The sequence below is a fragment of the Serratia sp. BFP-2025 genome (genome assembly GCF_050880365.1).
In the GTDB taxonomy this organism is placed as follows: domain Bacteria; phylum Pseudomonadota; class Gammaproteobacteria; order Enterobacterales; family Enterobacteriaceae; genus Serratia; species Serratia surfactantfaciens.
On sequence record NZ_JBPAFV010000001.1, the window covers coordinates 1,208,063 to 1,228,583 of the forward strand.

Sequence of the window (20,521 nt, forward strand, 5' to 3'; positions counted from 1 at the left end):
GTACGCCGTGCAAGCAGACGCCAAACGAGCGGCTGTAACCTGAAATCGATAGGGTATGTCGATTTCAAATAAAGGAGAAATCAATGCCGGTTTAGTGAAAATATACTACGTGCTGGTAACCGTTGGCAGTCTCGACAGGGCGTATGCAGGCTTTTTTCACCAGAATATGACCTGTGTCTAACTTTCATAATGGTAACAGAGCGTCAAAAAAGACGAAAAATTACAGTTTTGTCCACCTGCAACGGCTCTGCCGCGCAGTGGCGCTTACCACTGGAATCTTTGGGGCTTTTTTTCTGCTTTTGCACCGGGTTTGCTGGCCGTAGTCAAACAGAGTACATTAGTAATGTAAGAAAATTACAAATATCCTGCAACGAGGAGATGAACATGGCGGTAACCTCTACAGCCCAGGCGTGTGACCTGGTTATTTTCGGCGCGAAAGGTGATTTGGCGCGCCGTAAACTGCTGCCTTCCCTGTACCAGTTAGAGAAAGCCGGACACATCCACCCGGATACGCGGATCATCGGCGTCGGCCGCGCGGAGTGGGATAAAAAAGCCTATACCGAAGTGGTCAAGGAAGCGCTTGGCACCTTCATGAAGGAAAAACTGGATGACGAACTCTGGGCCACGCTGAGCGCGCGCCTGGACTTCTGCAACCTGGACGTCAACGACAGCAAGAACTTTACCAAACTGGGTAAAATGCTGGATCAGAAGCACCGCACCACCATCAACTACTTCGCTATGCCGCCAAGCACCTTCGGCGCCATCTGCAAAGGGTTGGGCGAAGCCAAGCTGAACCACGAGCCGGCGCGTGTGGTGATGGAGAAACCGCTGGGCACCGATCTGGCGTCCTCCCGCGTGATCAACGATCAGGTGGCTGAGTACTTCAATGAGTCCCAGGTTTACCGTATCGACCACTATCTCGGTAAAGAGACGGTGTTGAACCTGTTGGCGCTGCGCTTCGCCAACTCGCTGTTCGCGTCCAACTGGGATAACCGCACCATCGACTCGGTGCAGATCACCGTAGCGGAAGAGGTGGGCATCGAAGGGCGCTGGGGTTACTTCGACCAGGCCGGCCAGATGCGCGACATGATCCAGAACCACCTGCTGCAGATCCTGACCATGATCGCCATGTCGCCGCCGGCGGATCTGACCACAGACCGCATCCGCGACGAGAAGGTCAAGGTACTGCGTTCGCTGCGCCGCATCGATCAGACCAATGTCCGGGAAACCACCGTGCGCGGTCAGTACACCGCCGGCTTCGTCCAGGGCAAGAAAGTGCCGGGTTATCTGGAAGAAGAGGGGGCGAACAAGAGCAGTAGCACCGAAACCTTCGTCTCCATCCGCGTGGATATCGACAACTGGCAGTGGGCCGGGGTGCCGTTCTACCTGCGCACCGGTAAACGTCTGCCGACCAAATGTTCGGAAGTGGTGGTGTACTTCAAAAACCCGCCGCTTAACCTGTTCAGCGACTCGTATCAGCAGCTGCCGCAGAACAAGCTGACCATCCGTCTGCAACCGGACGAAGGCATCGAAATTCAGGTGCTGAACAAGGTGCCGGGGCTGGATCACAAGCACCGCTTGCAGACCACCAAGCTGGATCTGAGCTTCTCGGAAACCTTCAACCAGGAGCACGTGGCGGACGCCTATGAGCGCCTGTTGCTGGAGACCATGCGCGGCATCCAGGCGCTGTTCGTGCGCCGTGATGAAGTGGAAGAGGCCTGGAAGTGGGTCGACTCCATCATGGACGCGTGGAAAGCCGACAACGAAGCGCCTAAGCCTTATCAGGCGGGCACCTGGGGGCCGGTGGCCTCGGTGGCGATGATCACCCGCGACGGCCGTTCCTGGAACGAGTTCGAGTAATGCGCAATGCCGGCAGCCTGTCTGCCGGCTTTTTTTTGCCTGCGATCTGCACGTGGGCCACATCACTTACGGTACGGCCGGCGTCCGCGCGTTTGCGCGGAACCCTGTGGCAGGGGCGTGCCATTGTTAACCGCGAGTAATGGAGAAATAACGATGAAAAACTGGAAAACCAGCGCCGAACAGATCCTGACGGCGGGACCGGTGGTGCCGGTTATCGTGATCCACAAGCTGGAACAGGCGGTTCCGCTGGCGAAAGCGCTGGTTGCCGGGGGCGTGCGGGTGCTGGAGGTGACGTTGCGCACCGCCTGTGCGCTGGAGGCGATTCGCGCTATCGCTAAAGAGGTACCGGAGGCGATTATCGGCGCCGGTACGGTGATCAATCCGCAGCAGCTGCGGGAGGTGACCGAGGCGGGGGCGCAGTTCGCCATCAGCCCGGGGTTGACCGAAGCCTTGCTGCAGGCGGCGACGGCGGGGACGATCCCGCTTATTCCGGGCATCAGCACCGTTTCTGAACTGATGCAGGGGATGGATTACGGCCTGCGCGAGTTCAAATTCTTCCCGGCGGAAGCCAACGGCGGAGTGAAGGCGCTGCAGGCGATCGGCGGTCCGTTCCCGCAGGTGCGTTTCTGCCCGACCGGCGGCATTACGCCGAACAATTATCGCGATTATCTGGCGCTGAAAAGCGTGCTCTGCATCGGCGGCTCCTGGCTGGTGCCGGCGGACGCGCTCGACAGCGGCGACTACGCGCGCATCACCGAACTGGCGCGCAATGCCGTCAGCGGCGCCGCGTCGTAACCCGCGCCGCGCCTGAGGTTGGCGCTTATTTGCACATCCTGGATTATCGCAAGGCTCAACGCTCCGTTGGGCCTTTTTTAATTTTCATTGCAATTAACTTTATTATTTTTAACCCGTTTTTTTCTGCTTTTTTATGAAAACGGCAGTTTGCTTTCTTATTTTGGCTGTGGTAAAAATATCTTAGTTGAAAATTTTACTTTTATGAGGATATTGGGCAAATCGCACGGTGTGCGGCTGATAATAGAGAACTATTATGATGACTATTAACGGAACTACCCTCAGAACCTCTACTTGCCAACTCTTCCTGTCTGCGATCCTTGCCAGTGAGCATCACTGGTGCAGCGAGCTATAGCGTCTTTCTCCCTTAACCGGTGCAGGTAGCGGGCTTACGCCTTCACGCTATCGTTCAGCCGGGCAAACATTCTTTTTGCGTTTGGGTCAGTTTATCCCCAGGGATCTCTGCGTCTTGCGCGCCGCACGGCGGCCGTTGACGAGATAAATCGGGATAAATATGCCTTGGCGCGCGTTATTCGCCGTTTGGGAGAAAAATTATGATTTATTGGATCTTTTTAGGTTTGGCCATCATGACCGAAATCATCGGCACCTTGTCGATGAAATACGCCAGCGTCAATGGCGGCATGAGCGGGCATATCGTGATGTATGTGATGATTACCGCGTCTTACGTGTTGCTGTCTGTCGCGGTAAAACGCGTGGCGCTGGGCGTGGCCTATGCGCTGTGGGAAGGGATCGGCATTCTGTTCATCACCCTGTTCAGCGTGCTGTGGTTCGACGAGCCAATCTCTGTGCTGAAGGTGCTGGGTCTGGCGACGTTGATCGCCGGCATCATGCTGGTGAAATCCGGCACCCGCAAAGAGCGAAAACAGGTCAGCCCGCGAGGTGACAACCATGCAACAGTTTGAGTTGTACCACATCGGGTTCCTGGGTCTGGCGATCGTGTTGGAAATCGTCGCCAACATCTTCCTGAAGATGTCGGATGGCTTCCGTAAATTTTGGTTGGGGCTGTTGTCGCTGCTGTCGGTACTCGGCGCGTTCAGCGCGCTGGCGCAGGCGGTAAAGGGCATCGATCTGTCGATCGCTTATGCGCTGTGGGGCGGTTTCGGTATCGCCGCCACTATCGCTGCGGGCTGGATCATGTTCGGTCAGCGGTTAAACGCCAAAGGCTGGATCGGCCTGGCGCTGTTGCTGGCGGGGATGGTGATCCTCAAACTGTCCTGATAGCGGGCAATAAAAAAACCGCAGGCATAGCCGCCTGCGGTTTTTTTTCGTCTGCGCTCAGGCTTACAGCGCGGCGATGATTTTGATTTCCACCTTGTACTTCGGATTCATCAGCTGCGCCTGCACGGTGCAGCGCACCGGCGCGCTGCCGGCGACCACCCAGGCGTCCCAGGCGGCGTTCATCGCAGCGAAGTCGGCGGTGTTGGCCAGGAAAATGGTGGCGTCAAGAATACGGCTCTTATCCGAACCTACGCGCGCCAGCAGCACGTCAATGGCGGCAAGGGCGTTGGCGGTCTGCGCGGTCGCGTCATCGTCCAGGTTCTCCGGCACGCTGGTGTAGTAAACGGTCTCGTTGTGCACCACGGCTTCGGACCAGCGCTTATCGGGATCAATTCTTTCAATATTCATTTGCTTATCTCCATATCATCGTCCCGCTAAGGGTAGCACAGCCGGTGATGAAAAAGCGCGGCGATAAAGTGGGTGGTAGCCGGGCGGCAGGCTTGGCATAATCACCGCTGAATGACACCGGCAGAGAGACAGCGTGACAGACGATTTTGCAACAGACGGCGCATTGGCGCAGGCTATCAAGGGATTCAAACCGCGTGAGCCGCAGCGGCAGATGGCGCAAGCCGTCACCGAGGCGATCAATTTCAAGCAGGAACTGGTGGTGGAAGCCGGCACCGGCACCGGCAAGACCTTCGCTTATCTGGCGCCGGCATTGCGCGCCGATCGCAAAGTGATCATCTCTACCGGTTCGAAAGCGTTGCAGGATCAGCTGTATGCGCGCGATCTGCCCACCGTCGCCAAGGCGCTGAAGTACAAAGGCAAGCTGGCGCTGCTCAAGGGGCGTTCCAACTACCTGTGTCTGGAGCGACTGGAGCAGCAGTCGATGGCCGGCGGCGAGTTGGCGGGCCAGACGCTGATCGACCTGGTGCAGCTGCGCAAGTGGTCGTCGCAGACCAAAGAGGGCGATATCAGCACCTGCAGCGAAGTGGCGGAAGACAGCTTCGTCTGGCCGCTGGTGACCAGCACCAATGACAACTGTCTGGGCAGCGACTGCCCGCTGTATCAGGATTGCTTCGTGGTCAAGGCGCGCCGCCGCGCGATGGATGCGGATGTGGTGGTGGTGAACCATCACCTGTTCCTGGCGGATATGGTGGTGAAAGAGGGCGGTTTCGCCGAGCTGATCCCGGAAGCCGAGGTGATGATTTTCGATGAAGCGCACCAAATTCCCGACATCGCCAGCCAGTATTTCGGCCAGCAGCTCACCAGCCGCCAGTTGCTGGATCTGGCGAAGGACATCACCATCGCCTACCGCACCGAGGTGCGCGACGCCGCCCAACTGCAAAAAAGCGCTGACCGTCTCAGCCTGAGTACGCAAGATTTTCGCCTGAATCTGGGGGAGCCGGGCTTTCGCGGCAATCTGCGCGACGTGCTGGGCGAACCGAACGTACAGCGCGCTCTGTTGTTGCTCGATGACGCGCTGGAGCTGTGTTATGACGTCATGAAACTGTCGCTGGGGCGTTCGGCGCTGCTGGATGCCGCTTTTGAGCGCGCCACGCTGTATCGCGCGCGCCTCAAACGGCTGAAGGCGGTGACGGAGCCGGGCTACAGCTATTGGTATGAATGCAATTCACGCCACTTCGTGTTGGCGCTGACGCCGCTGACGGTGGCCGATCGGTTCCGCGAAATGCTGGACGAGAAGCCGGGCAGCTGGATCTTTACCTCGGCCACGCTGTCGGTCAACGATCGGTTGGGCCATTTCACCGAACGGTTGGGGCTGACCAAGGCTAAAACGTTGCTGCTGCCGAGCCCATTCGACTATGCCAAACAGGCGTTGCTGTGCGTGCCACGCTTTTTGCCTTCGCCGAATCAACCGGGCGGAGCGCGCCAGCTGGCGCGCATGCTGCGGCCGTTAATCGAAGCCAACAACGGCCGCTGCTTCTTCTTATGCACCTCGCATCAGATGATGCGCGAGCTGGCGGAAGAGTTCCGCGCCACGATGACGCTGCCGGTATTATTGCAAGGGGAAACCAGCAAAGGGCAGTTGCTGGCGCAGTTCGTTGCCGCCGGTAACGCGTTGTTGGTGGCGACCAGCAGTTTTTGGGAAGGGGTGGACGTGCGCGGTGATGCGCTGTCTTGCGTCATCATCGATAAGCTGCCGTTCACGTCACCGGACGATCCGCTGCTGAAGGCACGCATTGAAGATTGCCGCCTGCGCGGCGGCGATCCGTTCAATGACGTGCAGTTGCCGGATGCGGTCATCACCCTGAAGCAGGGCGTTGGGCGTTTGATCCGCGATACCGACGATCGCGGCGTGCTGGTGATTTGCGATAATCGTCTGGTGATGCGTCCTTATGGCGAGGTGTTCCTCAACAGCCTGCCGCCCACGCCGCGCACCCGCGATCTGAAGCAGGCCATCGCCTTCCTGCAGGCCGCCGAGACGTCGGCTACGTGAAAGATGAAGGGCTTACGGGGCTGTGCTACAATGCGCGCCCTGTATGAAAAACCCAGTTTTATTCCCGCCAGAGGTTGGCATGTCCACGCGAATTTTAGCGATCGATACCGCGACGGAAGCCTGTTCCGTCGCCGTCTGGAATCAAGGCGAAATCCACGCCCTGTTTGAGCTGTGCCCACGCGAGCATACGCAACGTATTTTACCTATGGTGCAGCAGGTGCTGGCGGAATCCGGTCTGGCGCTCAACCAGCTCGATGCGCTGGCCTTCGGCCGCGGCCCCGGCAGTTTTACCGGGGTGCGCATCGGCATCGGCATCGCTCAGGGCCTGGCGCTGGGCGCCGATCTGCCGATGATTGGCGTTTCCACGCTGCAAACCATGGCGCAGGGCGCCTGGCGCGTCAGCGGCGCTGAACGCGTGCTGGCGGCGATCGATGCGCGCATGGGCGAGGTCTACTGGGGGCAGTTCGAGCGTCAGGCTGACGGCCGCTGGCTGGAAAGCGAAGGCGAGGCGGTGCTGTCGCCGGTTCAGGCGTTGGAGCGCGCGCAGCGCCTGCAGGGGGAATGGGCCCACGTCGGCACCGGCTGGCAAACCTATCCCGATCTGGTCAAGGGTTCCGCTCTGAGCGTGCGTGACGGCCAGATGCTGTTGCCGCAGGCGCAAGACATGCTGCCGCTGGCGCTGCACGCCTGGCAACAGGGGCTGGCGGTGGCGGTAGAAAACGCCGAGCCGACCTACCTGCGCAATGAAGTGACCTGGAAAAAGCTGCCGGGCCGTGAGTAATCGCGGCGTATTGTGCTGTTGTTGATGCCGGGCGATGAAGGCCTGCAACTTGAACGATGAAACGCGGTCAAAGTTACAGGCATTTCAGGAGATTGCGACCATGTTAATCCGCACTGCAAGTAAAAAGCTGTCGCTGCTGGCCATCGCCTGCGGCGCGCTGGTTCTGACCGGGTGCGTCACCGTACCGGATGCGATCAAAGGCTCCAGCCCTTCGCCGGTGACTCAGCTTTCCTCGGTACAAAATGCACCGAACCTGTTTACCGGCGCGGAAGCCCGCTTCGGCGGCACCGTGGTGAACGTCGCCAACGAACAGGGGCGTACGGTGCTGGAGATCGCGGCAGTGCCGCTCGACAGCGGTGCGCGGCCGATATTGGGTGAACCCTCGCGCGGCCGCTTGCTGGCCACGGTAAACGGCTTCCTCGAGCCGGTTGATTTCAAAGGCCAACTGGTGACCGTTGTCGGCCCCATTACCGGCCTGAAAGAGGGGCGGATCGGCATGACGCCGTATCGCTTCGTGACGATGAACGTCACCGGTTTCAAACGCTGGCATCTGGTGCAGCAGGTGGTGATGCCGCCGGCGCCGATGGGGCCCTGGGGCTGGCGCGGTGGTCCGTGGGGACCCGGTTGGGGGGCTGGCTATGGCTGGTACAACCCTGGCCCGGCACAGGTGCAAACCATCGTAACCGAGTAGCATACGCTTGATGTGAACAAATTTGACAGGGCGGCTCAGGCCGCCCTTTTGCTTTTTGGGATAAGGAATATCCGACAATTAGTGACGTACATCGCAACCTGAATAATGTTTAAAACCCGAACTGGTCTGCTGAGTTAAAATATTGTTATGGTTAGGCTGCGAGTTTGAGGGCTGCGATGATAATTAGTAATGATTTCAGGAGTAATACCTTGGATAAGGTCTGGTTAAAACGGTATCCGGCAGATGTGCCCGCAGAGATTGATGCCGATCGCTATTCGTCGTTGATCGAAATGTTTGAGCATGCCGTGCAGCGCTATGCCGATCAGCCCGCCTTTATCAATATGGGTGAGGTGATGACCTTCCGCAAACTGGAAGAACGCAGCCGGGCTTTCGCCGCTTACCTGCAAAATGAGCTGGGCCTCAAGAAGGGCGACCGCGTCGCGCTGATGATGCCTAACCTGCTGCAATATCCCATCGCCTTGTTTGGCATTCTGCGCGCCGGTATGGTGGTGGTCAACGTCAACCCGCTGTATACCCCGCGCGAGCTGGAGCACCAGTTAAACGACAGCGGCGCCAGCGCCATTGTCATCGTGTCCAACTTCGCCCATACGCTGGAAAAAGTGGTGTTCAACACCCAGGTCAAGCACGTGATTCTGACGCGCATGGGCGATCAGCTTTCGGCTGCCAAAGGCACGCTGGTCAACTTCGTGGTCAAGTACGTCAAGCGTCTGGTGCCGAAATACAACCTGCCGGATGCCATTTCATTCCGCAGCGCGCTGCAGCGTGGCCGCCGCCTGCAGTATGTAAAACCGGACATCATTAATGCCGATCTGGCCTTCCTGCAATACACCGGCGGCACGACCGGCGTGGCGAAGGGCGCGATGCTGACGCACCGCAACATGCAGGCCAACCTCGAGCAGGCCAAAGCCGCCTATTCGCCGCTGTTCCGTGAAGGGCAGGAACTGGTGGTGACGGCGTTGCCGCTGTATCACATTTTCGCGCTGACGGTGAACTGCCTGCTGTTTATCGACCTGGGCGGGCGCAATTTGCTGATCACCAACCCGCGCGACATTCCAGGGCTGGTGAAAGAACTGGGCAAATATCCGTTCACCGCCATGAGCGGGGTGAATACGCTGTTCAACGCGTTGCTGAACAACGAAGATTTCCACAAGCTCGATTTCTCTACGCTGCGCTTCTCGGTTGGCGGCGGCATGTCGGTGCAAAAGGCGGTGGCCGAGAAATGGGAGAAAACCACCGGCAAGCATTTGCTGGAAGGTTACGGCCTGACGGAGTGCGCACCGCTGGTGGCCGGCAACCCTTACGATCTGAAACACTACAGCGGCAGCATCGGCCTGCCGGTGCCGTCGACGGATATTCGACTGGTGGATGACAACGGTCAGGATGTGCCGCCGGGTGAACCGGGCGAACTGTGGGTCAAAGGGCCACAAGTTATGTTAGGCTATTGGCAGCGCCCGGAAGCCACCGACGAAGTGCTGAAAGACGGCTGGCTGGCGACCGGCGATGTGGTTACCGTAGACGAGCAGGGGTTTGTGCGCATCGTCGACCGCAAGAAAGACATGATCCTGGTCTCTGGTTTCAACGTCTATCCGAACGAGATCGAGGATGTGGTCAGCCAGCACCCGAAAGTGCTGGAATGTGCGGCGATCGGCGTGCCCAGTGAGGTTTCCGGTGAAACGGTGAAGATCTGCGTGGTGAAGAAAGACGCCTCGCTGACCAAGGAAGAGCTGTTGACCCATTGCCGCCGTCACCTGACCGGGTATAAAGTGCCTAAAATTGTTGAGTTCCGCGATGAGCTGCCGAAGTCGAACGTCGGCAAGATATTGCGGCGAGAACTGCGCGAGGAGCAAAAAACGCCGAAGCCGGCCGATGCCGCCTAGGTTTTGCCTTTGCGCCTGACTATCGACAACGCCGGTGAATGCCGGCGTTGTTGTGTTTGAATCCTACAAGAGAATGATGTTTTGAATTATCAGTTGATCACTACCGATGCCGGATTGCAGCAGGTCTGCGAGCAGGCGAGAAAGCATGCCCAGATAGCGCTGGACACCGAGTTTGTCAGAACGCGCACCTACTATCCGCAGCTGGGCCTGATCCAGCTCTACGACGGTGAACAACTCTCCCTTATCGATCCTTTGCCGATCAAGCAGTGGCAGCCGTTTGTCGACCTGTTGGCCGATACCGCCGTGGTGAAATTCCTGCATGCCGGCAGCGAAGATCTCGAAGTGTTTCTCAACGCCTTTAAAACGCTGCCGACGCCGATGGTCGATACCCAGATCCTGGCGGCCTTTACCGGTCGGCCGCTCTCCTGCGGTTTCGCGACGCTGGTGGCGGAGTACATGAAGGTTGAGCTGGACAAAAGCGAGTCGCGCACCGACTGGCTGGCGCGCCCGCTGACCGAAAGACAGTGCGTATACGCGGCGGCCGACGTGTTCTATCTGCTGCCGATGGCCAAACAGCTGGTGCAGGAGACCGAAGAGGCCGGTTGGACCGCGGCGGCCAATAACGAGTGCCTGCTGTTGTGTCAACGCCGCAGCGAGACGCTGGCGCCGGAATTGGCCTATCGTGAAATCAGCAATGCCTGGCAGCTGCGTCCGCGCCAGCTGGGTTGTCTGCAGAAGCTGGCGGAGTGGCGGTTGCGCCAGGCGCGCGAGCGCGATTTGGCAGTGAACTTCGTGGTGCGGGAGGAAAACCTGTGGCAGGTGGCGCGCTATATGCCTTCTTCGCTGGGAGAACTGGATTCGCTGGGCCTGAGCGGTCCGGAGATCCGTTATCACGGTAAAACGCTGCTGGCGCTGGTGGCCGAGGCCGAAGCCTTGGACGAAGCCGAGCTGCCGGCGCCGTTGGCCAACCTTATCGATCAGCCGGGCTACAAGAAGGTGTTTAAAGACATCAAGGCGGCGATCGCCACCGTCAGCGAGCAAAGCGGGTTGAGCAGCGAGCTGCTGGCGTCCCGTCGCCAAATTAACCAACTGCTGAACTGGCATTGGAAACTGAAGGACGGCGAGAGTCGCCCTGAATTAATCAGCGGCTGGCGTGGCGATTTATTAATGGCGCCGTTGCAGGAGATCCTGAAAGAATATTAATCGCTGGCACTCACCAGGGCAGGGTAAGGAAACTCTGCTCGGGTGAATATAGGCAGGAAATAATGCGTTGAAGGTAAATCTGGCCAGAATTTACTTTAAACGAGGTGGCGGCAAAGTTAATTGGGAATTGTCCCAAAGGGAAAAATCGCTTTTTTGCTGCCGATGATGCTTATTAACTGGATGCACATACAGTTACCCCCTGCATAAAATATACAGGGGGTAATTAATGCGTCGCAATCATTTAGCTGCTTCTTCCGATTCCGGTAATGTCACGTTAAGTTCAAGTACCGAAATATCGTCCCCTTTCTGCTCGAACTGCACATGCAGCATTTCAGGATCGATCTGAATGTATTTGCAAATAACCGCCAGAATATCGCGTTTCAGATCAGGCAGATACGGGGGCTCACTGTCCCCGCGACGACGCTCTGCGACGATAATCTGCAGCCGTTCCTTGGCTATATTGGCTGTCTGTTTTTTGCGGGACAGAAAGAAGTCTAATAAGGCCATGGTTTATCCCCCAAAAAGGCGTTTCAGGAAACCCTTCTTCTCTTCTTCAATGAAGCGGAATGGGCGTTCTTCCCCCAACAAGCGGCAAACGGTATCGTCATACGCCTTACCGGCGTCTGACTCGGCATCCAGAATGACAGGCTCACCCTGGTTGGAAGCGCGCAGCACTGACTGGTCTTCCGGAATCACACCCACCAGCGGAATGCGCAGGATTTCCAGCACGTCTTCCATGCTCAGCATGTCGCCACGGCTGACGCGGCCCGGGTTGTAACGGGTCAGCAGCAGGTGTTCCTTGATAGGCGATTCGCCTTTCTCGGCACGGCGCGACTTGGAAGAAAGGATCCCCAGAATACGGTCGGAGTCACGTACCGAAGAGACTTCCGGGTTGGTGGTGATGATAGCTTCGTCGGCGAAGTACAGCGCCATCAGCGCACCGGTTTCGATACCGGCCGGCGAGTCGCACACCACGAAGTCAAAATCCATCTCACCGAGATCGTTGAGGACCTTTTCAACGCCTTCTCGGGTCAGCGCGTCTTTGTCGCGCGTCTGCGAAGCCGGCAGGATATAGAGGTTTTCAGTGCGTTTGTCTTTGATCAACGCCTGATTCAGCGTGGCGTCGCCCTGAATCACGTTCACGAAATCATAAACTACCCGACGTTCGCAGCCCATAATCAGGTCAAGATTACGCAGACCGATATCGAAATCGATCACCACGGTTTTCTTGCCTTTCTGGGCCAGGCCGGTAGCGATGGCCGCGCTCGAAGTGGTCTTGCCAACGCCCCCTTTACCCGATGTAACAACAATAATGCGTGCCATGAAATGGATTCCTTGTCAAAAGGGCTTAGTTTAAAGGTTGTATGGTTAAAGCGTTATCCAACAGGCTGAGTCGTACGGCCTGCCCGACGTAATCGGACGGGATTTGATCGCTCAACCAGTACTGCCCTGCGATAGAGACTAGCTCAGCCGCCAGGTGGGTGCAAAAAATCTGACATTGCGTGTCGCCTGACGCGCCAGCCAGCGCGCGGCCGCGCATCATGCCATAGACGTGAATGTTGCCGTCGGCAATCAATTCGGCGCCGGCGCTGACGCTGCTGGTCACGATAAGATCGCAGTTGCGGGCGTAAATCTGTTGGCCGGAACGGACAGGCGTGCTGATGATGCGCGTTTTGGCGGGGGCGTTATCCGCCGCCACTGGCGCAGGGGTAGGTTCCGGCGCCGCCATTTTCTGGCCTTTGCCTTCGCTCAGCAGCGGTAGCCCGGCGCGGGCTATCGCGCGCTTTTGTCGCTCATCTCTGCAACCGCTGATACCCACAACGCGCAGACCTGCCGCCGCGACAGCCTGTTGAAGTTCTTTCCAGTTCGCATCGCCATCCAGCGTTGCGACGTTGATAACAACAGGGGCGTTTTTCAGAAAAGCGGGCGCTTGCTCAACTTTTTCTTGTAACGCCTGACGTATTACCTCGGGCTGCGAATTATGCAAATGAACAACCGATAGGGTAAAACTGCTGCCTTTTAGCTCAATTGGCGATTGTGACATCTATCCTGACTCAGTCTCAGCAACTTTAAATCCCCGGAATACCACTCGGGGTGCGATATTCCGATGTACTATAAGCATGTTATAGTCAGAGTTATATCCAGGCAAGACGCTCCCTCAATTAAATAGAGTTAAAAAAATGCTTTGTGTGATCTATAGAAGCCCGAAACGCGATCAAACTTATCTTTATGTCGAAAAAAAAGACGATTTCTCTCGTGTGCCGGAAGAGCTGATGAAAAGTTTCGGCGTGCCGCAATTCGCCATGATGCTTTCGCTCGATGAACGCAAGAAATTGGCTTCGGCGGATATCGAAAAGGTGAAGCAGGCGCTGAAAGACGAAGGCTATTACCTGCAGTTCCCGCCGCCAGTTGAAAATCTGCTCAACCAGCATCTGGCGGGCGACAAGTCCTGAGGCAGGCGCTGCGGCCAGGGGAGGCGCGATGACACGTTCGGTGAGAACAACCGCGCTGGCCGTTTGGCTGGCGCTGGGCGGTGCGCTGATACCGGGCTCGTCACACGCGGCGCAGGAGACGACGCTGGCGGCGAGCGGCCGCGATCCGGCGCAGTTTCCGGCGTATGTCGAGCAGCTTAAGCGGCGGGCGAGGGAGCAGGGCATCAGTCAGGGCACGCTCGACCGCGCTTTTGCGCAAATCCATTTCGTCGATCGGGTGATCAAGGCCGATCGCAATCAGCCGGAGCAGAAGGTAACCCTGGACGACTACCTGCGGCGGGTGATGTCGCCCGTCAAGGTGCGCCAGGGGCGCGAACTGTACCGGCAGCGCCATGCGCAATTGTCGCGGGCCAGCGAGCGTTATCGGGTGCCGGGGCGCTATATCATCGCGCTGTGGGGCATGGAGAGTGCCTATGGCAAGATTCAGGGGCGGGAAGACGTGGTGTCTGCGCTGGCGACGCTGGCGTTCGAAGGGCGCCGCGAGGCCTTTTTCAGTCAGGAGCTGCTGGCGGCGCTGCAGATAATCGAGCAGGGACACGTTGGCGATGCGTCGCTGAAAGGGTCCTGGGCCGGCGCGATGGGGCAATGCCAGTTTATGCCGAGTTCCTTCCTGCGCTATGCGGCGGATGGCGATGGTGACGGGCGCATCGATATCTGGAATAACATCGATGACGTATTTGCCTCTACCGCCAGCTATTTATCCAAAGAGGGCTGGCAGCCCGGCATCGGTTGGGGGCGCGAGGTCAAGCTGCCCGCCGGTTTCAACCGGGCCGAACTGGGGCTGAAGGACGCGCAGGCGCGCAGCGTCAACGCCTGGCAACAACGCGGCGTGCGGCGTGCGGATGGCAGTGCGTTGCCGCACGCCGTTCAGCGCGGCTGGATCATTGCGCCGGACGATCTGCAGGGGCGGACGTTCCTGGTCTATGATAATTTCCGCACCCTGATGCACTGGAATCGCTCTTACTATTTCGCTATCGCCGTGGGTATGATGGCGGACGCGATCGGACATTGATTCGACACACCAATAATCGGCTTGGCGCGCCAAGCCTCTACAGTTTGGGAGAAGCGGTATGTATCAACATAGAGACTGGCAGGGTTCGTTGCTCGATTTCCCGGTGAACAAGGTGGTTTGCGTCGGCAGCAACTACGCCGATCACATCAAGGAAATGGGCAGCGCGGTTTCCGTCGAGCCGGTGGTGTTTATCAAACCGGAAACGGCGCTGTGCGATATCCGCCAGCCGGTGGCCATCCCTAAAGAGTTCGGTTCAGTGCACCATGAGGTCGAGCTGGCGGTGCTGATCGGCACGCCGCTGAAACAGGCCAACGAAGACCGCGTGGCGCGGGCGATCGCCGGTTACGGCGTGGCGCTCGATCTGACGCTGCGCGATCTGCAGGCGGGTTTTAAAAAAGCCGGCCAGCCGTGGGAAAAGGCCAAGGCCTTCGACGGTTCCTGCCCGATGTCGGGATTTATCCCGGTAGCCGAGTTCGGCGATCCGCAAAACGCCGAGCTGTCGTTGACCGTTAACGACCAGCTGCGCCAGCAGGGCAATACGCGTGACATGATCACGCCGATCCTGCCGCTTATCAGCTACATGAGCCGTTTCTTCACGCTGCGCGCCGGCGACATCATTCTGACCGGCACGCCGCAGGGCGTGGGCCCGATGGCTTCCGGCGACATGCTGAAAATCAGCCTGAACGGCAAAACCCTCAGCACCCGGGCGATCTGATTTCTCCTCGCCGCCGGCATCGTCGGCGGCAAAACTTGCATCTCGCGGCTAAAATGTCTATATAGTCCCCCCTCGAACCTGTGCGCAGGTGACTTTTCCCTTTACCTAAACCGGACGCTAACATGTCACAACTCGCTTTTTGGCAACAGAAAACGCTGGCGGAAATGTCAGAACAAGAGTGGGAGTCGTTGTGCGACGGGTGCGGGCAATGCTGTTTGAATAAGCTGATCGACGAAGATACCGACGAGATTTATTTTACCAACGTAGCCTGCAACCAGCTCAACATCAAATCCTGCCAATGCCGCAACTACGAGCGGCGCTTCGAGCTGGAAGAAGACTGCATCAAACTGACGCGCGAGAACCTCACCACCTTCGATTGGCTGCCACCTACCTGCGCCTACCGTCTGATTGGCGAAGGTAAACCGCTGTTCCCCTGGCACCCGTTGCTGAGCGGCTCCAAGGCGGCGATGCACGGCGAGCGCATCACGGTGCGGCATATCGCGGTGCGTGAGAGCGAAGTGGTGGACTGGCAGGACCATATCCTCAACAAGCCGGACTGGGCCAGGTAAAATCGGAACCCTTGCGGATCAAGGCGGGGCGCGATGCAAGAGGGCGGAGTGGTTGGGCACTCCCCCTTTGCGTTGTTGAGCTAACCCGCTGGCGTGAGGCTCATGGCATAAGCCGTCATTTCACTCTTTTTTATCGCGCCGGTGCCAGTTCGCCAGGTTTTTTAGCGGTTGTTTCACATAAGGGCTGGCTTTGATCAGGCTGAACAGCAGCTTATTCACCGCCGTACCCACCTTGTCCATCGGCCGGTCGATATCGAGAAACAACACCGCGCGCAGCTCGTCGGTATCATTACGCACTTCGTGCTCATAAGAGTCGTCAAACAAAATCACTTTGCCTTCATCCCAGTGCAGGATTTGATCGTCAACGCGGATCCACAGCTTTTCCCGATCCTTTGGCACGATTAATCCCAGATGAGCGCGTACCACGGCACGCGTCGGGCCTTTGTGCGGCACGATATGATAGTGCGGCTTAAGGATAGAGAACATGGCGGTGCGCATGCCGGGGATCTCGCTGACCGCTTGCGCGGTACGCGGGCAAATGGCGCAGTTTTCATCAACGCGTTGCCCATAGACAAACAGCCCGAAGGTTTTCCAGTTATCCCCTTTGGAGATGCGTTTCTGATCCGGTGATATTTGGTGGAATGCGGGAATATCTTCAGGATGCTCCAACAGGCGATCCAACTCCTCCCGAATGGCGGGCCAACGGGCTTCCAGCGCCGTCACCCAATTAAATTCATGATTACCGATCTGCGGCGTGGTGGAGATTAGCGAATGGCGAGTCTGAAACTCGCCGTTCCAGCGCAGGAATCTTTTCCCTGTTTTAAGCAGCAGGCGACGCAGGAACGGGCGCTGAGACGAGGGAGGCAATGCGGTATCCGGCATAGATCGTGTCCTTGATATCATTTGCTGTAGTCAGCCAAAGACTGGGCCCGGCTTACTAGAGAAAAAGTGTGGAAATCCAAACGTCATCAGCATAGGTAAAGAATCAGGAACGATTTTAATCATTAGTGCGCGAACGGTGAGTCGAGACTCGATGCGCGCTATCAGCATTGCGGGATAAGGGAGAATTTTTGCAAGTCAGGGGGAAGGGGGAAAAAAGCCCCTACATAGATGAGGGGCAAGACACACAACAACACCAGGGAAATCGGTAGTACTCACTTTGCCGATACTATAAGGATTTTATGGGCAAAGTTCACCAAAATATTGTGCTCTGAATGTGACAAAGGCGCAGTCGTTCATAAATAACGGTAATTTATTGTCGGCCGAAAGCCGAGAGGATTGCGCCGACATCGCCTGTTTTTGCCTGCTGGTATCACAGAAGTTTAATGTTATGTAAATTACGCGCGTAATCGAGCCAGGATGCTTCTTTTTAAGCGATAAGTTGGGTAATTTGGCCGCTCTCCCGCAAGTTCGAGAGCATAACAATGAAAATGGTTCGTCTGTTTGCCGTGGCTGGAGCGCTGATCGTGCTCGTTTATTTCCTCACACATACCTGAAATGGGGTTATCTCTGAATTTGACAGCAATACCCTAAAAAAAACGGCGCCTTCAGGCGCCGTTTTTGGTTTATGTACCGATCAGCGGCCGAACAGATCGCGGCGGCGTGGGCGAACAAACTGTGCGATCAACACGATCAGCGCCACCAGCAGGTAGGCGCCGAAGATGCCGACCAGCCATTGCGGCATTTCCAGGGTCAGGAACTGCCATTGGCGCACGGAACAGTCACCGGAGGCGTGGAACACCGCCGGCAGCCATTTGTCCAGCGGCAGCCACGAAGGGAAGCTGACGAAGAAATCGCAGGTATTGAACGGCGAAGGGTGCAGTTGGATCATGGTGTGCTTCCACGCCAGCTGAACGCCTTCCCAGGCGCTGTAGATCCACAGCAAGATCGCCGCGTAGCGCAGCGGGGTTTTCGGCGCGATGGCGCCCACCAGCGAGGCGCCGAGGATGCCGAACAGTGCGCAACGCTCGTAAATGCACATGACGCAGGGCTGCAGCAGCATCACGTGCTGGAAATAGAGCGCGACCAGTTCCAACACCAACGCTGTCAGGGCCATCAGCAGCCAGGCGCCGCGTCCTTGTGAACAGCGGTTAAAGAATTGCAACATATCTAGATTCTTCCATGCAGTAAGCAATTGAACCGGCAGTGTAAACCAATTCATCTTCGCTGCCAGCCACCTGGGCCGGTTTCCGCGTAAAAATAGTCGGTTTACTCTGCCGGCGCCGCATCAGTGGCCGATAGCGTCGAGAGGAGGCAGCGTCAGCCAGTGCCACTGCGTCAACAGTTCGGTCGCCGGCTCCAGCGTGAACTGTACGCACAGCAGGCCGACCACGGTCAGCACCACCGTATACGGCAGGGCCATCCACACCATGCGTCCATACGACAGGCGCACCAGCGGCGCCAGCGCCGACGTCAGCAGGAACAGGAACGCCGCCTGGCCGTTCGGGGTAGCGACAGAAGGCAGGTTGGTGCCGGTATTGATGGCGACCGCCAGCAGTTCAAACTGTTTCAGCGCAATGGCGCCAGACTCCAGCGCGGCACGCGCCTCGTTGATGTAAACCGTGCCGACGAACACGTTGTCGGAAACCGACGACAGCAGACCGTTGAACAGGTAGAACAGCGAAAGCTGAGAGGCGGGCTCGGCGCGCAGCACAAACTGGATCACCGGGCTGAACAGGTGCTGTTCGATGATCACCGCAACGACGGTGAAAAACACCGTCAACAGGGCGGTGAACGGCAGCGCTTCCTGGAACGCTTTGCCGATGGCGTGTTCATCGTTCACGCCGCACAGCGAGGTGGCGAGAATGATCACCGACAGGCCGATCAACCCGACCTCGGCCAGGTGGAAGGCCAGTGCCAACACCAGCCAAACGCCGATCAACGCCTGCATCACCAGCTTGAGACGTTCTTGCTTGCTGCGGCCTGCAGTGGCCTTGCGGTCATACTCTTTCAGCACCTCGCGCACTGCGTCCGGCAACTGCACGCCGTAGCCAAACAGACGAAAACGCTCTACCAGCCAGCAGACCAGCAGGCCGCACACCAGCACCGGCAAGGTGACCGGCGCCATGCGCAGGAAGAAGTCGATGAAGCCCCAGTCCGCGCTCTTGGCGATGATCAGGTTCTGCGGCTCGCCCACCATCGTCATGACTCCGCCAAGCGCGGTGCCGACGCCAGCATGCATCAGCAGGCTGCGCAGAAAGGCGCGGAATTGTTCCAGCGTCTGTTTGCGCTCTTCGCCGGTGAAATCGCTGTCGTCGCCGATGTCGCCGTCGGGGCGATTTGAGGTCACGTTGTGATAGATGGAATAGAACCCTGTGGCGACGCTAATCACCACCGCCACGACCGTCAGCGCGTCGAGGAAAGCGGAAAGGAAGGCGGCGGCCAGGCAGAATGCCAGCGACAACAGCGTTTTCGAGCGGATGTTGAGCAGCAGTTTGGTAAATACGAACAGCAGCAGCTGCTTCATAAAGTAGATGCCGGCTACCATAAAGACCAGCAGCAGCAGCACTTCCAGATTATGTTCGATTTCCTGCGAGACCTGGGCCGGGCTGGTCATGCCGATGGCTACCGCCTCCAGCGCCAGCAGGCCGCCCGGCAGCAACGGGTAGCACTTCAACGCCATCGCCAGGGTAAAGATGAACTCCACCACCAGCAGCCAACCCGCGATAAACGGACTGGCGAAAAAGAACACCAGCGGGTTGATCGCCAGGAAAATAATAATGGTCAGTTTGTACCAGTCGGGAGATTGCCCCAGGAAGTTTTTGAGCAGGGCGCTGCGCAAGGTTGTTTCCATTGTCCTTTATGCATCCTTAAATCAGTCGTAGCACGTACCCTAACAACGCGGCGGGGGCGGGCGCAACCGGAGCTTGTTTTACGGCGGTAAATTTCTTGCAACCGGTGTTTTTGCGCGTTTTTTGCCACTTTATGCACACTTTCGTTTATTGTTTTTCGCTCACGCTATGTCATGTCTGTGTGATCTGGTATGATGAGCTGATTACTTTTACTGAATTTATCGTCGCAACGGAACGTCAAACACATGGTCATAAAGGCGCAGAGTCCTGCCGGTTTCGCGGAAGAGTACATTATTGAGAGTATTTGGAATAATCGCTTCCCCCCTGGCTCTATTTTGCCCGCGGAGCGTGAGCTTTCGGAGTTGATTGGCGTCACGCGCACCACATTACGTGAAGTGTTGCAACGTCTTGCCCGCGATGGCTGGTTGACCATTCAGCATGGCAAACCGACCAAAGTGAACAATTTCTGGGAAACGTCCGGCCTCAACATCCTTGAGACCGTAGCCCGTCTCGATCACAAAAGTGTCCCGCAGCTGATCGATAATCTGCTGTCGGTACGCACCAATATCGCGTCGATCTTTATTCGCGCCGCGGTGCGCAATCATCCGGAGCAGGCGCAGGAAGTGCTGGCGAAGGCTGCCGAAGTCGAAGATCAGGCGGATGCGTTCAATGTGCTGGATTATGAAATCTTCCGCGGTCTGGCGTTCGCTTCCGGCAACCCGATCTACGGCCTGATCTTCAACGGGTTGAAAGGGCTGTATACCCGCGTTGGCCGTTACTACTTCTCCAACCCGGAAGCGCGCAAGCTGGCGCTGACCTTCTACAGCAAACTGTCCACGCTGTGCCATGAGAAGATGTACGACCAGGTGATGGATACCGTGCGTAATTACGGTAAAGACAGCGGGGCGATTTGGCAGAGCATGCAGGGCACCATGCCAAGCGATCTGACCGAAGCGCGCCGCTGATCGCGTGCGAGCGAAATAATAAAGGGCGCCTTTCGGCGCCCTTTGTCGTTATGGC

General features: G+C 57.5%; 21 protein-coding genes. 14 read left to right on the plus strand and 7 right to left on the minus strand.

Annotated elements, in window-relative coordinates:
* The first annotated feature begins 384 nt into the window (after window positions 1-384).
* From zwf to mdtI, 4 genes are all read left to right on the plus strand, one after another.
* Window positions 385-1,860, plus strand: coding sequence for a glucose-6-phosphate dehydrogenase (zwf, locus tag ACRAWE_RS05655; protein WP_019452799.1), 1,476 nt, complete (start codon window positions 385-387; stop codon window positions 1,858-1,860).
* Between the two features lie 153 nt (window positions 1,861-2,013).
* Entirely contained in the window at window positions 2,014-2,655 is a 642-nt protein-coding gene (locus ACRAWE_RS05660; protein ID WP_432525084.1) for a bifunctional 4-hydroxy-2-oxoglutarate aldolase/2-dehydro-3-deoxy-phosphogluconate aldolase, read from the plus strand.
* A 551-nt stretch (window positions 2,656-3,206) separates the two neighbouring features.
* Window positions 3,207-3,575: a multidrug/spermidine efflux SMR transporter subunit MdtJ gene (gene mdtJ / locus ACRAWE_RS05665; protein WP_019452797.1), complete on the plus strand. Its 369-nt coding sequence runs from the start codon at window positions 3,207-3,209 to the stop codon at window positions 3,573-3,575.
* Window positions 3,562-3,891: a multidrug/spermidine efflux SMR transporter subunit MdtI gene (mdtI, locus tag ACRAWE_RS05670; RefSeq protein WP_432525085.1), complete on the plus strand. Its 330-nt coding sequence runs from the start codon at window positions 3,562-3,564 to the stop codon at window positions 3,889-3,891. Before mdtJ ends, mdtI begins: the two co-directional genes overlap by 14 nt.
* A gap of 63 nt (window positions 3,892-3,954) precedes the next feature.
* Here the strand turns inward: mdtI and ACRAWE_RS05675 are convergent, their stop codons facing one another.
* A complete protein-coding gene (locus ACRAWE_RS05675) occupies window positions 3,955-4,299 on the minus strand; it encodes a RidA family protein (RefSeq protein WP_019452795.1) in 345 nt (114 codons plus the stop codon).
* Window positions 4,300-4,432: 133 nt separating this feature from the next.
* On the opposite strand from ACRAWE_RS05675, the gene ACRAWE_RS05680 reads away from it, so the two are divergent.
* The 5 genes from ACRAWE_RS05680 (at window position 4,433) to rnd (ending at window position 10,922) form a co-directional block, all read left to right on the plus strand.
* On the plus strand, window positions 4,433-6,349 hold the full coding sequence (locus ACRAWE_RS05680) for an ATP-dependent DNA helicase (protein ID WP_063918479.1): 1,917 nt from the start codon (window positions 4,433-4,435) through the stop codon (window positions 6,347-6,349).
* A 79-nt stretch (window positions 6,350-6,428) separates the two neighbouring features.
* On the plus strand, window positions 6,429-7,130 hold the full coding sequence (gene tsaB / locus ACRAWE_RS05685) for a tRNA (adenosine(37)-N6)-threonylcarbamoyltransferase complex dimerization subunit type 1 TsaB (RefSeq protein WP_019452793.1): 702 nt from the start codon (window positions 6,429-6,431) through the stop codon (window positions 7,128-7,130).
* Window positions 7,131-7,230: 100 nt separating this feature from the next.
* Entirely contained in the window at window positions 7,231-7,821 is a 591-nt protein-coding gene (locus ACRAWE_RS05690) for a Slp family lipoprotein (protein WP_063918637.1), read from the plus strand.
* 209 nt (window positions 7,822-8,030) lie between these two features.
* Window positions 8,031-9,719, plus strand: a complete 1,689-nt coding sequence (gene fadD / locus ACRAWE_RS05695; RefSeq protein ID WP_019452791.1) for a long-chain-fatty-acid--CoA ligase FadD — start codon at window positions 8,031-8,033, stop codon at window positions 9,717-9,719.
* An 81-nt stretch (window positions 9,720-9,800) separates the two neighbouring features.
* Window positions 9,801-10,922: a ribonuclease D gene (gene rnd / locus ACRAWE_RS05700; protein WP_432525086.1), complete on the plus strand. Its 1,122-nt coding sequence runs from the start codon at window positions 9,801-9,803 to the stop codon at window positions 10,920-10,922.
* A 237-nt stretch (window positions 10,923-11,159) separates the two neighbouring features.
* On the opposite strand, the gene minE is transcribed toward rnd, so the two are convergent.
* Genes minE through minC form a run of 3 tightly spaced genes read right to left on the minus strand, consistent with a single transcriptional unit; the run spans window position 11,160 to window position 12,966 of the window.
* A complete protein-coding gene (gene minE, locus ACRAWE_RS05705) occupies window positions 11,160-11,429 on the minus strand; it encodes a cell division topological specificity factor MinE (protein ID WP_004932303.1) in 270 nt (89 codons plus the stop codon).
* Between the two features lie 3 nt (window positions 11,430-11,432).
* Window positions 11,433-12,245 (minus strand): septum site-determining protein MinD, encoded by an 813-nt coding sequence (minD, locus tag ACRAWE_RS05710; protein WP_004932300.1) that lies wholly within the window; start codon window positions 12,243-12,245, stop codon window positions 11,433-11,435.
* 25 nt (window positions 12,246-12,270) lie between these two features.
* Window positions 12,271-12,966, minus strand: a complete 696-nt coding sequence (minC, locus tag ACRAWE_RS05715) for a septum site-determining protein MinC (RefSeq protein ID WP_019452789.1) — start codon at window positions 12,964-12,966, stop codon at window positions 12,271-12,273.
* Window positions 12,967-13,102: 136 nt separating this feature from the next.
* Here minC and ACRAWE_RS05720 point away from each other — a divergent pair, with 136 nt between their 5' ends.
* The 4 genes from ACRAWE_RS05720 to ACRAWE_RS05735 all read left to right on the plus strand — a co-directional run bounded on the left by ACRAWE_RS05720 (window position 13,103) and on the right by ACRAWE_RS05735 (window position 15,710).
* Complete coding sequence (locus ACRAWE_RS05720; protein WP_019452788.1) at window positions 13,103-13,375, plus strand: YcgL domain-containing protein; 273 nt, start codon at window positions 13,103-13,105, stop codon at window positions 13,373-13,375.
* A gap of 28 nt (window positions 13,376-13,403) precedes the next feature.
* Complete coding sequence (locus tag ACRAWE_RS05725) at window positions 13,404-14,426, plus strand: lytic murein transglycosylase (protein ID WP_432525087.1); 1,023 nt, start codon at window positions 13,404-13,406, stop codon at window positions 14,424-14,426.
* A gap of 58 nt (window positions 14,427-14,484) precedes the next feature.
* The gene (locus ACRAWE_RS05730) at window positions 14,485-15,141 is read left to right on the plus strand and encodes a fumarylacetoacetate hydrolase family protein (protein WP_432525088.1); all 657 of its coding nucleotides are present in this window, start codon (window positions 14,485-14,487) and stop codon (window positions 15,139-15,141) included.
* A gap of 122 nt (window positions 15,142-15,263) precedes the next feature.
* A complete protein-coding gene (locus tag ACRAWE_RS05735; RefSeq protein ID WP_025159803.1) occupies window positions 15,264-15,710 on the plus strand; it encodes a YcgN family cysteine cluster protein in 447 nt (148 codons plus the stop codon).
* Window positions 15,711-15,830: 120 nt separating this feature from the next.
* Here ACRAWE_RS05735 and ACRAWE_RS05740 read toward each other — a convergent pair whose 3' ends face one another.
* The 3 genes from ACRAWE_RS05740 to nhaB form a co-directional block, all read right to left on the minus strand.
* Window positions 15,831-16,592: an aspartyl/asparaginyl beta-hydroxylase domain-containing protein gene (locus tag ACRAWE_RS05740; RefSeq protein WP_154746329.1), complete on the minus strand. Its 762-nt coding sequence runs from the start codon at window positions 16,590-16,592 to the stop codon at window positions 15,831-15,833.
* 694 nt (window positions 16,593-17,286) lie between these two features.
* Window positions 17,287-17,817 (minus strand): disulfide bond formation protein DsbB, encoded by a 531-nt coding sequence (gene dsbB / locus ACRAWE_RS05745; RefSeq protein ID WP_004932277.1) that lies wholly within the window; start codon window positions 17,815-17,817, stop codon window positions 17,287-17,289.
* Window positions 17,818-17,937: 120 nt separating this feature from the next.
* Window positions 17,938-19,503: a sodium/proton antiporter NhaB gene (gene nhaB, locus ACRAWE_RS05750; RefSeq protein ID WP_063918474.1), complete on the minus strand. Its 1,566-nt coding sequence runs from the start codon at window positions 19,501-19,503 to the stop codon at window positions 17,938-17,940.
* A 243-nt stretch (window positions 19,504-19,746) separates the two neighbouring features.
* Here nhaB and fadR point away from each other — a divergent pair, with 243 nt between their 5' ends.
* On the plus strand, window positions 19,747-20,466 hold the full coding sequence (gene fadR, locus ACRAWE_RS05755) for a fatty acid metabolism transcriptional regulator FadR (RefSeq protein WP_025159802.1): 720 nt from the start codon (window positions 19,747-19,749) through the stop codon (window positions 20,464-20,466).
* The last annotated feature ends 55 nt before the right edge of the window (window positions 20,467-20,521 follow it).